The organism is Thermaerobacter composti (genome assembly GCF_033582035.1).
Taxonomy (GTDB): Bacteria; Bacillota; Sulfobacillia; order Thermaerobacterales; family Thermaerobacteraceae; genus Thermaerobacter; species Thermaerobacter composti.
Genome location: NZ_CP132508.1, coordinates 2925485 through 2936937, shown reverse-complemented (window position 1 = coordinate 2936937; position 11453 = coordinate 2925485). Strand labels below are relative to the sequence as shown.

The window sequence follows — 11453 nt, the reverse complement described above, 5'->3', positions numbered from 1 at the left end:
CCCCTGCGCCGGACCGGGCATGACGTCGCCGCCCTTCCCCCGGACGAGCCCCGGCCATCCCCGTGGCCCCAGCGGCTCTGCTTCACTCCCCCGTGGCCGGCCCCGGCCGCCCCACCCCGCGGGTCCCGCATAGAGGCGACCCTCCCTGTCCAAACTGTCCGATGCTGGCGTTTCGTGCCAGCATCGGCAGGCCGCGCCATGGCGGAACCCCTCGGCCCGTGGCGCCCCGGTCCGGCGCCCGGGAGCGACGCGGGCCCGCCCCGCACGGCTCCCCCATCGCCATGGCCCGGCCGCGACGACGGGAGGGTGAAACCCATGGGTGCGGCAAGGGCTCTCGGGCGGACCGCGGGGAGGGTCCTGCTGCTGCTCGCCCTGGGAGCCGCTGCCGGAGGTGCCTGGCCGGCGACCGGCGGGCCCAGCGGATCGTCCGGCCCGGGGTCGCTGGGAGCCGGTGGCGCCGTGAGCGCATGGATCGATCCGTGGGCCGAGGCATGGGCCGGATCGGTGCAGCGGCTGGACGACTTCGCGGTCTTCCTGGTGGCGGACGCCGGGCAGCGGTGGCGGGAGGCCGCCGGCGACCTGGCCCGCTGGGGCCAGCAGGCCCTTCCGCGCCTCGAGGGGGCCGTGGTCACGGCCCGGCGCGCCGTGGCGGCCTCCTCGGACGTCGCCGCACCGATCTGGCGCCAGCTGCAGGAGCGGCTGGCGGGCTGGTGGCCGCCGCGGCCGCCGGCCCCTGGGCCGGGGGGCGCGGCACCTGGGCCCGCCGAGCGGGAGGGATCGGATCTCATGCCGCCGGGGAGCGGCGCCCCGTCGGCGGCCAGGGTCGCGGCTGGGGAGGTCCGGAGCGTAGCGCCGCCGGAGTCCCTGGCGGCCCCGCCCGGAACGGCCGGCGGGGCGGTGGTCGCCTCCGACCCCGTCCACCTCATCCCGGATCCGGCGCAACGGGCCGCGGAGCTGGCGTCCCAGCAGGGTGCGGCTTCCCCCGCGGCGGAAGCGGACCCGGCGGATCCGCGCACGCCCGCGACCGCCGGGACGGTCCCAGCCGGCAACCCCCCAGGGGAAACCCGCCCGGCCGACGAGGACCGCAGCGCGCCGGCCGCGGCGGCGGCGGAGCCCCGTCCCCCCGCGACCCGTGGTGACGGCGAGGCCGGGGGCAGCGGCACCGAGGGCGGCGCCGGGGAACGCGGGTCGCCGCGTCCAGCGGCGGCCGCGGCCGGGGACCGCGCCCAGGAGGGGTGGACCGCCGCGGTGGCCTCGTGGTACGGGCCCGGGTTCTACGGGCGGCCGACCGCCAGCGGGGAGATCTTCACCGGGCGCGAGCTGACGGCGGCGCACCGGACCCTGCCCTTCGGCACCGTGCTGCTGGTCCGGTACCCGGAGACCGGGCGCAGCGTCCAGGTGCGGATCAACGACCGCGGCCCCTATGTGGAGGGCCGCGACCTCGACCTCTCCGAGGCGGCCGCCGAGGCGCTGGGCATGATCGCCGTCGGGGTGGCCCCGGTGGTGTACCGGGTGGTGCGGTGGGGCGAATGACGGCGCGGTCCCCGGGGCCGCCTCGGGGGTCCCGCGGCCTCCCCGGGGGGTCCCGGGACGGTGCCGGCGGCCCCGCGTGCCCGGGAGGACGGCCGCGGGCGCCGCGTTGACCCTCCGCCGCGGGCGCCGATATAATGGCGGCGAGTTCACCGGATCACGGGGCGGGCCGCGCCGGCGGCCCGCCGGGAACCGGCGAGGAACGGGAGAGTAGGCGGACCCCGCCGCCAGAGAGGGATCGTCGCCGGCTGCAAGCGGTCCCCGGCCGGGGTGCGGCCGAAGTGCACCCGGGAGCCGCGCGCCGAACGGCCGCGTTCGGCCCAGTAGGTGCCGCCGGATGCCCACCGTTAGCGGGCGCTGCCGGAGCCCCGGGGCGGATCGGCGCCCTTGCCGCGTTCGTCCGGCACCGGGTGGCCACCGGGACCGGCAGGAGTGGGGTGGCCGGCCTTCCCGCCCCAGGCTCGGCGCCCAATCAGGGTGGAACCGCGGGCCCTCCCGCCTCTGAAGCGGCGGGAGGGCCCTTCCTTTCGGGGGTGGAGCCATGCTGCGCCGCCTGCTGGAACGCCTGCGGGAAGACGTGCGCGTGGTCTTCGAGCGGGACCCCGCGGCCCGCTCGGTGCTGGAGGTCATCTTCTTCTACCCTGGGCTGCACGCGCTCTGGTTGCATCGCATCGCCCACTGGTTCTACCGGCGGAGGCTGTACTTCATCGCCCGGGGCATCTCCCACTTCTCCCGCTGGCTGACGGGCATCGAGATCCACCCCGGTGCCCGCATCGGCCGGCGCTGCTTCATCGACCACGGCCTGGGCGTGGTCATCGGCGAGACCACGGAGATCGGGGACGACGTCACCATCTACCAGGGGGTCACCCTGGGCGGGACGGGCAAGGACCGCGGCAAGCGGCACCCCACCCTGGGCAACGGCGTCCTGGTGGGGGTCGGGGCCAAGGTGCTGGGCGCCATCACCATCGGCGACAACAGCCGCATCGGGGCCGGCGCGGTGGTGGTGAAGTCGGTGCCGCCCAACTGCACCGTGGTGGGCATCCCCGGCAAGGTGGTGATCCGCGACGGCCGCCGGGTCGGCATCGATCTGAACCATGGGGAGCTGCCCGATCCGGTGTCGGACGCGATCCAGCGGTTGCAGGACTACGTGGAGGAACTCGAACAGCGGGTCATGACGCTGGAGCAGGAACTGGAGGCCGTGCGACGCCAGCGGGCCTCGGCGGACGAACCCGGCCCCGGGCGGACGGCCGCCCGGGTCACCTGTGGCGGAGCCTGAGCAGCCGGCGGCTCGGAGCTGCGGCCCGGGCATGGGGCGAGGGAAGGCCGTCGACGCCTGGCGGCGCCTGACGCGGGCGATCCGGGTCCCAGCCCGCGGCATGGGGCGAGGGGAGGGGACGAGGCGTGGGCATCCAGATCTACAACACCCTGACGGGCGAGAAGGAACCCTTCGAACCCCTGGAGCCGGGCCGCGTGCGCATGTACAACTGCGGCCCGACGGTCTACGACTACTTCCACGTGGGCAACCTGCGCACGTTCCTCTTCTTCGACGTGGTGCGGGGATGGCTCGAGTACCGCGGCTACGCGGTCCGCTACGTCCAGAACTTCACCGACATCGACGACAAGCTGATCCGCCGCGCCGCGGAGCGGGGCATCACGGTCAAGGCGCTGGCCGACGAGCAGATCCGCGCCTACTTCGAGGACGCCGACGCCTTGGGCATCGTCCGGGCGGACGCCCATCCGCGGGTGTCCGAGAAGATCGACCGGATCATCGCCCTGATCCAGCGGCTGATCGACCGGGGCTTCGCCTACGTCGCCGGGGGCGACGTGTTCTTCGACGTGGGGCGCTTTCGCGACTACGGCAAGCTCTCCGGCCAGAGGACCGAACAGCTCCTGGCCGGGGCGCGCGTCGAGGCCGCCGAGAACAAGCGCAACCCCCTGGACTTCGCGCTGTGGAAGGCGCAGAAGCCCGGCGAGCCCGCCTGGGACAGCCCCTGGGGGCCGGGCCGGCCGGGCTGGCACATCGAGTGCTCGGCCATGGCCATGGACGAACTCGGCGAGACCATCGACATCCACTCCGGGGGGAGCGACCTGATCTTCCCCCACCACGAGAACGAGATCGCCCAGAGCGAGGCGGCGACGGGCAAGCCCTTCGCTCGCTACTGGATGCACGTGGCCCTGGTTCAGGTGGGCGGGCAGCGCATGGGCAAGTCCATGGGCAACTTCTGGCGCGTGCGCGACCTGCGCGCCCGCTTCCATCCCGAGGCGATCCGCCTGTTCATCCTCTCGGCCCACTACCGCAACCCGCTGGAGTTCAGCCTCGAGGCCCTGGAACAGGCGGAGCGGGCCCGGCAGCGCCTGGCCAACTTCATCGCCCACCTGGAGCACCTGGTGCAGGTGACCCGGCCGCGCCAGGGCGGTGCCGGTGCCGACGACCGGGCGGGGGCGCCGGTCCCCGGTGCCGCCGGTGAAGGGGAGCGGGGCGGCGGCGTGCCGTCCTCCCGCGCCTCCGCCTCCGCGGACCGCCGCGACGTCGTCGGGACGGAGCCGGGGGCCCACGGCGTCGCGGTGGACTGGCCGGCCCGGTTGGCCCGGGCCCGGGCGGAGTTCGAGGCGGCCATGGACGACGACTTCAACACCGCCGACGCCCTGGCCGCGCTGTTCACGCTGGCGCGGGACGGCCACAAGGTGCTCGGGCCGGACAGCCCGCGGGAGTGGATCGAGGCCACGCTGGCGACCGTCCGCCAGCTGGGTGCCCCGCTGCGCCTGTTCCGCGCCCGCGAGGCGGATGCACCGGCGGGGGATGCCCAGGCGCTGCTGGACCTGGTCCTGGAGGTCCGCCAGTACGCCCGCTCCATCCGCGATTACCAGCTGGCCGACCGCATCCGCGATCGGCTGGCCGAGCTGGGGTACGTGTTGGAGGACACGCCGGCCGGCACGCGGGTGCGCCGCCGCCCGGCGGCGGCTGCGCGGGGGCGGGGGACGTGACGACCCGGCGCTCCCGGGCGGCGCGTCGCGGCGGGCCGGCGGCCGGGTTCCTCCAGGTCGAGGGGCGACAGCCCGTCCTGGAACTGTTGCGCAGCGACCACCCCGTGGAAAGGGTCGTGGTGGCTCGGGGCCGGCACGGGGCGGCCGTGGCCGAGCTGCTGGAGCGAGCGCGCGCCCGCGGGATCCCGGTGGAGGAGGTCGACCCCGCGGACGTCCGGCGGTGGGCGCAGACCGAGGGCCACCAGGGGGTGCTGGCGCTGGCCGCGCCCCTCCCGCGCTACGACCTGCTGGATCTGCTCGACCGCGCGGCGGCGCGGGGCGAGCCGCCGCTGCTGGTGATCTGTGCCGAGATCCAGGACCCGCATAACCTCGGCGCCGTCCTGCGCACCGCCGAGGCAGCCGGGGCCCACGGGGCGGTGGTCCCCGTCCACCGCAGCGCGCCGCTGGGGCCGACGGTCTTCAAGAGCTCGGCGGGCGCCCTGATCCACCTGCCGGTGGCCCAGGTGACCAACCTGTCCCAGGCCGTCGCGCGCCTCCAGGAACGAGGGGTGTGGGTGGTGGCGGCCGATCCCGCCGCCGCCGAGCCCTACGACCGGTGGGACTGGACCCAGCCCGTGGCGCTGGTGCTGGGCAGCGAGGGGCGCGGCGTGCCGCCGCTGCTCCTGCGCCGTGCCGACCGGCGCGTGGCCATCCCCCTGGCCGGGCGGGTGGGATCCCTCAACGTGTCGGTCGCCGCCGGCGTCCTGCTGTTCGAGGCGTTGCGTCAGCGGCGGGCGGGCTTGGCTTGACCCTTGCCAAGGCCGCCGGTATAATGGCCTTGCGATTTGTCTCCATGGATGCGAAGGATCGAGAGCGTTTCCGTCCGATGGGGCCATCCCTTGTCGTATTTCCGCCAGTGCGTGCATAGCATGGGTACGAAACCCGAATCCATCCCCTAGCGTTCCACCACGTCGCGTCGCGCGCGGACCCCGCTAGCCGCCGTGACCCTGTCCAACGGAGGCGATGGAGACGGTGAACTCGCAGCCGCAAGCCCCAGCGCGATTCCAGCGGGATTGGGATCGCATGGACGACGAGGAGATCGTCGAAATCGCCCGACAGGGAGATGCGGAGGCGCTGGAATACCTGATCGGAAAGTACAAGAACTTCGTCCGCGCCAAGGCGCGCTCCTACTTCCTCGTGGGTGCCGATCGCGAGGACATCATCCAGGAGGGGATGATCGGTCTCTACAAGGCGATCCGCGACTTCCGCAGCGACAAGCTCTCGTCCTTCCGTGCCTTTGCGGAGCTTTGCATCACGCGCCAGATCATCACCGCCATCAAGACGGCCACGCGGCAGAAGCACATCCCGTTGAACTCATACGTATCGCTCAACAAGCCCATCTATGACGAGGACTCGGACCGCACGCTGCTGGACATCATCTCGGGTTCGCGGGTGACCGACCCGGAGGAGCTGTTCATCAGTCGCGAGGAGTTCGGCGACATCGAGCAGAAGATGGGCGAGATCCTGAGCGAGCTGGAGTGGCGCGTCCTGATCGCGTACCTGGACGGGAAGTCGTACCAGGAGATCGCCGACGAGCTGAACCGGCACGTCAAGTCCATCGACAACGCGCTGCAGCGCGTCAAGCGCAAGCTGGAGCGGTACATCGAGTCGCGCAACCAGCAGCTGGACCAACCGGCCCGGGCGTGACGCCCGGGCCGGCGCGTCGGCGCCACCGTCCCCAGTGGCGCCGTCCGTCCGGTTGGGGAAGCACCGGCCGGGCCCCCGGCACGATGGCGCCAGGCGGCGGCGCGCGGGCGCCGGGAGGAGGGCGATGGCGGCGGTGGGGAGCCGGGGTGGCCCAGGGCCGGCGGCCGGGCGTTGCGGGCGCCGCCGTCCCGTGGTATCATCGGGGGTGCGGTCGGGAGCGTGCTGGCGTAGCTCAACGGTAGAGCAGCCGCCTTGTAAGCGGCAGGTTGTCGGTTCGAATCCGTCCGCCAGCTCCGATCTCCGATCGCCGGCCCCGGGGTCGCTTGACAGGCCTGCTATAATAGGAAGCGGCATCGCGCCCGACGGTCCGCGCGGTGGCGGCCGTCGCGGCGGCGTGCCGAGGCATGGAGAGGTACCGAAGCGGCCAAACGGGGCAGACTGTAAATCTGCTGGCGTATGCCTTCGCTGGTTCGAATCCAGCCCTCTCCACACGACGCGGGGTAGAGCAGCCAGGTAGCTCGTCGGGCTCATAACCCGGAGGTCGTGGGTTCAAATCCCACCCCCGCAACCATTGCGATGGTCTCTGCATCGCGGGCCTGTGACGGCCCCGGGCTGCCGTAGCTCAGTCGGTAGAGCACAGCCATGGTAAGGCTGGTGTCGGCGGTTCGATTCCGCCCGGCAGCTCATCCCAGTCGGGGCGCCGAAGAGGGCGCCCCGTTCCATTGTGGGGGGGCGCAGTCGCCCCGCCGTGCTGCGGGGCGACTGCGCCCCCGTGGCTTCTTCGGCACCCGCGCCTTCGTGGGCGGCCGCCAGGGCGGCCGTGGCGCCGGGCCGCGGGGCGCCCCGCGGCGCCCCGCCGCGCTGCCCATCCAGCGGCACCCCGTCGGCCCCGCCTGCGGGACGAGGGTGGCGGTCCGCGCCGCGCGGGGCGCGGGACGATTCGGCCTGCGGCGCCGCCTGGGCTGGAGCGGGCGCGTGCGGGCGCCGCTTGTCCCGCCCCAGCCAGATCAGTACAATAGAACCGCTTGTTTGGGCGGAATGCCTGGAACCACCGTGCTGATCGGGAGGGTGTCGGCCCTATGGCCAAGGCGAAGTTCGAGCGGACGAAGCCGCACGTGAACGTGGGGACGATCGGGCACGTGGACCATGGGAAGACGACGCTGACGGCGGCGATCACGAAGGTGCTGGCGAAGCAGGGGAAGGCGCAGTTTGTGGCCTACGAGCAGATCGACAAGGCGCCGGAGGAGAAGGAGCGCGGGATCACGATTTCGGTCTCGCACGTGGAGTACGAGACGGAGAACCGGCACTACGCCCACGTGGACTGCCCGGGGCACGCCGACTACGTCAAGAACATGATCACGGGCGCGGCGCAGATGGACGGCGCGATCCTGGTGGTGAGCGCGGCGGACGGGCCGATGCCGCAGACGCGGGAGCACATCCTGCTGGCGCGGCAGGTGGGCGTGCCGTACATCGTGGTGTTTTTGAACAAGGTGGACATGGTGGATGATCCGGAGCTTTTGGAGCTGGTGGAGCTGGAAGTGCGGGAGCTTTTGAGCCAGTATGACTTCCCGGGCGATGAGGTGCCCGTGATCAAGGGGTCGGCGCTGAAGGCGCTGGAGGGCGATCCGGAAGCGGAGCAGGCGATCTTGGAGTTGATGAAGGCGGTGGACGAGTACATCCCGACGCCGCAGCGGGATGTGGATAAGCCGTTCCTGATGCCGGTGGAGGACGTGTTCTCCATCACGGGGCGCGGGACGGTGGCGACGGGTCGTGTGGAGCGCGGCCGCGTGAAGGTGGGCGACGAGGTCGAGCTGGTGGGGTTTGCGGACAAGCCGAAGAAGACGGTTGTGACGGGCGTGGAGATGTTCCGGAAGGTCTTGGACGAGGCGGTGGCGGGGGACAACATCGGGTGCTTGTTGCGGGGCTTGGACAAGGACGAGGTGGAGCGGGGGCAGGTGTTGGCGAAGCCGGGGTCGATCAACCCGCACAAGAAGTTCGTGGGGAACGTGTACGTGCTGAAGAAGGAGGAGGGCGGGCGGCACACGCCGTTCTTCAACGGCTACCGGCCGCAGTTCTACTTCCGGACGACGGACGTGACGGGGGAGATCCAGCTGCCGGAGGGCGTGGAGATGTGCATGCCCGGGGACAACGTGGAGATGACGGTGGAGCTGATCACCCCCATTGCCATCGAGGAGGGGCTGCGGTTCGCCATCCGGGAGGGCGGCCGCACCGTCGGCGCCGGCGTCGTCACCAAGATCCTCGAGTGACCGGGCGGGGTGACCGGGCGGTCGGGTTCCTGCCGGCCGGGCCGGGATCCGACGGCTGGACGGGGCGGGGCAGGACGGCGCTTTGACAGGCGCCCTGCCCCGTGCTACATTCTTGACGCCGTACCGGCTTGCGCCACAGGGATCCGACCCTGGCGGAAGGGGTCCCGCCGCTGGCAGAGGGTCGCAGACGGAGGAATGAGCGATGCGGGTGGTCATCAATCTGGAGTGCAGCGAGTGCAAGCGGCGCAACTACGCGACCACGAAGAACAAGCGCACCCATCCCGGGCGGCTCGAGCTGCGCAAGTACTGCAAGTGGTGTCGCCGCCACACGGTGCATCGCGAGACCCGCTGACCGGGGGCGTCCGGGGCGGGTCGCGCTGCGTTGACCGGCGCGGTGCGGCCGGGTATAATCAAACCGCTCGCGAGCGGAACCACGCAGGCCCGTAGCTCGAACTGGTTAGAGCGGCGGACTCCAAATCCGCAGGTTGGGGGTTCGAATCCCTCCGGGCCTGCCAATTTTCTGTCTGTGCGAGCTGTGCGAGGTCGCACCGCGACCCGTCCGACGGGGTTCGGCCGACCAGGTTCTCCGTAGGGGTTCGCTCCTTCGTCCAGTGTCGTAGGCATCGGCCCGGGGGCGCCGTGGACATCGAAGACCCGCCCGCGCGCTGGGTTGCACGGCATCGTGGCGGGCGCGCGGCGCGTGGGCCGTTGGGCGTGGTCGCGGGCGGTGGCCGCGGGCCGGGCGCGGAGGCTCCCGACCGAGGCGCTGGTCGCCGACCGGTGTCTCGCGTGGCCCAGGCGGCTCGGGCCGCCCAGTGGCTCGTGGAGGGCTCGTCTCGGGCAAGCCTCCCGGGCAAGCAGGGGAAGCCTTCGACCACCGGGGGGTGTGAGGGCGGCGGTCCCGGCGACAGGCTTGGGATCGGCGTCCCGGCGACGGGTGGCCAGGGCAGGGTGCCCGGCGATTTCCTGAGGTGGCGCAGCGGTCGTAGTGGTCTGAAGTCGACAAATCGAGCTTGACAGGAAGGCTTTCTTTTTTTGCCCGTGTGAGGTGACGGTGCCATGGTGCGGCAACGCGGAACGGCCCTCCCGCCGGCGACGGGCAGCCGACCGGCCGGGGCGGCAGGAAGGGATGCGGCGATGCGCAGGGGTTCGTCCTTGCGTGGGGCCTGGGAGCGGGTGGCCCGGTTCTTCCGCCAGACCGGGGCCGAGCTGCGCCGGGTGGTCTGGCCCGACCGCCGGCAGACCGTCACGTACACGGCGGTGGTGCTGGGCACCGTCGCCTTCCTGGCGGCCCTGATCTGGGTGGCCGACTTCGTGATCCGCGAGATCCTGGAGTTGATCCTTCCCGGCTGATGCGCATGGCCTGGCGCGGGGCCGCCCGCCGGGCCGTCTGCACCTCGCCGGCCACCGGCCGGCGAGGTGGCGGGCCGGTGCCGGCGCCCGCCGGACGGGGCCCGACCGCACCGACGACGGAGGGGCGCCGCGGGCCCGGAGCGACTGACCCCGCACCCGCGGTGGATGCCGGGACGTGGCGAAGGGGGTGACGGGTTCCTCCCGGGGAACCCGCGACCATGGCGAACGAGCGGCAGGCGGACTTCATCCCGGACGAACCGGCCTCGGACGCGGCCCATGCCGATCCGGTCGAGGCGGCGTCGGCGCGCTCCGCCGACGCCGCCTCGACCGGACGGGGGGCGGCGGCGAACGGGCGCGCCGAGGCCGGGGCCGACGTCGCCCAGGAGGCCGGCGAGCAAGGTGTGCAGGCGGCGGAGGGCGGAGGGCCCGCCGAGGCGGCTCGCGATCCCCGCCGGCAGTGGTACGTCATCCACACGTACGCCGGCTACGAGAACAAGGTCAAGGCGAACATCGAGAAGCGCGTGCGGACCATGGGCATGCAGGACAAGATCTTCGAGGTGCTCGTGCCGACGGAGGAGGCCATCGAGGTCAAGGACGGCAAGCGGCGCACCGTCCAGCGCAAGGTCTTCCCGGGGTACGTGCTGGTGGAGATGATCATGACCGACGAGTCCTGGTACGTGGTCCGCAACACGCCAGGCGTGACGGGCTTCGTGGGGGCGGGCAACAAGCCCACGCCGCTGCTGCCGTCGGAGGTCGAGCAGATCCGGCGCCAGATGGGCGTGGACGAGCCCCGGCCGCTGATCCGCTTCGAGGTGGGCGAGTCGGTCAAGGTGACGGAGGGACCCTTCGAGGGCTTCATCGGCCAGGTGGAGAGCATCGACCACCAAAAGGGCAAGCTGCGCGTCCTGGTGTCCATGTTCGGGCGCGAGACGCCCGTGGAGCTGGACTTCACGCAGGTCGAGAAGATTTAATGGATGGCGCAGTCTTCGCGCCCGTCCCGCCGCGGCCCGGTCCCTGGCGGGACGCGGCGCCGCGCCAGCCTGCGCGGCAGCGGGGGGAGAGGCGACGTGGCGAAGAAGGTGATCGCCAAGATCAAGCTGCAGATCCCGGCTGGCAAGGCGACCCCGGCCCCGCCCGTGGGGCCGGCCCTGGGCCAGCACGGCATCAACATCATGGCCTTCACCAAGGAGTTCAACGAGCGCACCAAGGACCAGGTGGGCCTGATCATCCCCGTGGAGATCACGGTCTACCAGGACCGCTCCTTCACCTTCGTCACCAAGACGCCGCCGGCGTCGGTGCTGCTGGCCCGGGCGGCCGGGGTGGAGAAGGGGTCGGGGACCCCGAACAAGAACAAGGTCGGGCGCGTCACCCGGAAGCAGATCCGCGAGATCGCCGAGCTGAAGATGCCCGACCTCAACACGTCCGACGTGGAGGCCGCCATGCGCATGATCGAGGGCACGGCCCGCAGCATGGGCATCGAGGTGGTCGAAGCCTGACCACCTGGAGCCCTGCGGGGAGTCCGGCCCCCGCCGGGGGCCGGACTCCCCCGCGCGGCTGAGCGCCGCCCGCCGACCAGGCCGGCGACGGCGCGCGGGCCGGGGGGCCGGACGGCCCCGCAGGGCTGAGCGCCGC

The 11453-nt window shown here is 72.5% G+C and carries 10 protein-coding genes and 5 tRNA genes; all 15 read left to right on the top strand.

Features of this window, described 5'->3' with window-relative positions:
• Positions 1 to 459: 459 nt before the first annotated feature.
• Positions 460 to 1533 (top strand): septal ring lytic transglycosylase RlpA family protein, encoded by a 1074-nt coding sequence (locus tag Q5761_RS12040; protein WP_318750702.1) that lies wholly within the window; start codon positions 460 to 462, stop codon positions 1531 to 1533.
• A 538-nt stretch (positions 1534 to 2071) separates the two neighbouring features.
• Complete coding sequence (gene cysE, locus Q5761_RS12035) at positions 2072 to 2806, top strand: serine O-acetyltransferase (RefSeq protein ID WP_243123670.1); 735 nt, start codon at positions 2072 to 2074, stop codon at positions 2804 to 2806.
• 131 nt (positions 2807 to 2937) lie between these two features.
• Positions 2938 to 4515, top strand: coding sequence for a cysteine--tRNA ligase (cysS, locus tag Q5761_RS12030; RefSeq protein WP_318751655.1), 1578 nt, complete (start codon positions 2938 to 2940; stop codon positions 4513 to 4515).
• Positions 4512 to 5303, top strand: coding sequence for a 23S rRNA (guanosine(2251)-2'-O)-methyltransferase RlmB (rlmB, locus tag Q5761_RS12025; RefSeq protein ID WP_318750701.1), 792 nt, complete (start codon positions 4512 to 4514; stop codon positions 5301 to 5303). Before cysS ends, rlmB begins: the two co-directional genes overlap by 4 nt.
• Positions 5304 to 5517: 214 nt before the next feature.
• Positions 5518 to 6201, top strand: coding sequence for an RNA polymerase sporulation sigma factor SigH (gene sigH / locus Q5761_RS12020; RefSeq protein ID WP_207669917.1), 684 nt, complete (start codon positions 5518 to 5520; stop codon positions 6199 to 6201).
• Between the two features lie 221 nt (positions 6202 to 6422).
• Positions 6423 to 6494 (top strand) — tRNA-Thr (locus Q5761_RS12015).
• A gap of 113 nt (positions 6495 to 6607) precedes the next feature.
• Positions 6608 to 6690, top strand: a tRNA-Tyr gene (locus tag Q5761_RS12010).
• A 5-nt stretch (positions 6691 to 6695) separates the two neighbouring features.
• Positions 6696 to 6772, top strand: a tRNA-Met gene (locus Q5761_RS12005).
• Positions 6773 to 6812: 40 nt separating this feature from the next.
• A tRNA-Thr gene (locus Q5761_RS12000) sits at positions 6813 to 6885 on the top strand.
• Positions 6886 to 7280: 395 nt separating this feature from the next.
• On the top strand, positions 7281 to 8468 hold the full coding sequence (gene tuf, locus Q5761_RS11995; protein ID WP_135224557.1) for an elongation factor Tu: 1188 nt from the start codon (positions 7281 to 7283) through the stop codon (positions 8466 to 8468).
• Between the two features lie 202 nt (positions 8469 to 8670).
• Positions 8671 to 8820 carry a 50S ribosomal protein L33 gene (rpmG, locus tag Q5761_RS11990; RefSeq protein ID WP_135224556.1) on the top strand — a complete coding sequence of 50 codons (150 nt, stop codon included), beginning with the start codon at positions 8671 to 8673 and terminating at the stop codon, positions 8818 to 8820.
• A gap of 85 nt (positions 8821 to 8905) precedes the next feature.
• Positions 8906 to 8983 (top strand) — tRNA-Trp (locus Q5761_RS11985).
• A gap of 544 nt (positions 8984 to 9527) precedes the next feature.
• Entirely contained in the window at positions 9528 to 9821 is a 294-nt protein-coding gene (gene secE, locus Q5761_RS11980; protein ID WP_243123668.1) for a preprotein translocase subunit SecE, read from the top strand.
• A 401-nt stretch (positions 9822 to 10222) separates the two neighbouring features.
• On the top strand, positions 10223 to 10792 hold the full coding sequence (gene nusG, locus Q5761_RS11975; RefSeq protein WP_318751654.1) for a transcription termination/antitermination protein NusG: 570 nt from the start codon (positions 10223 to 10225) through the stop codon (positions 10790 to 10792).
• A gap of 96 nt (positions 10793 to 10888) precedes the next feature.
• Complete coding sequence (gene rplK, locus Q5761_RS11970; protein ID WP_135224554.1) at positions 10889 to 11317, top strand: 50S ribosomal protein L11; 429 nt, start codon at positions 10889 to 10891, stop codon at positions 11315 to 11317.
• The last annotated feature ends 136 nt before the right edge of the window (positions 11318 to 11453 follow it).

Excerpts from the sequence above, each read along its gene's own strand:
- tuf (WP_135224557.1), top strand. The coding sequence starts at position 7,281 with ATGGCCAAGGCGAAGTTCGAGCGGACGAAGCCGCACGTGAACGTGGGG.
- cysE (WP_243123670.1), top strand. The coding sequence starts at position 2,072 with ATGCTGCGCCGCCTGCTGGAACGCCTGCGGGAAGACGTGCGCGTGGTC.
- secE (WP_243123668.1), top strand. The coding sequence starts at position 9,528 with ATGGTGCGGCAACGCGGAACGGCCCTCCCGCCGGCGACGGGCAGCCGA.
- rpmG (WP_135224556.1), top strand. The coding sequence starts at position 8,671 with ATGCGGGTGGTCATCAATCTGGAGTGCAGCGAGTGCAAGCGGCGCAAC.
- sigH (WP_207669917.1), top strand. The coding sequence starts at position 5,518 with ATGGAGACGGTGAACTCGCAGCCGCAAGCCCCAGCGCGATTCCAGCGG.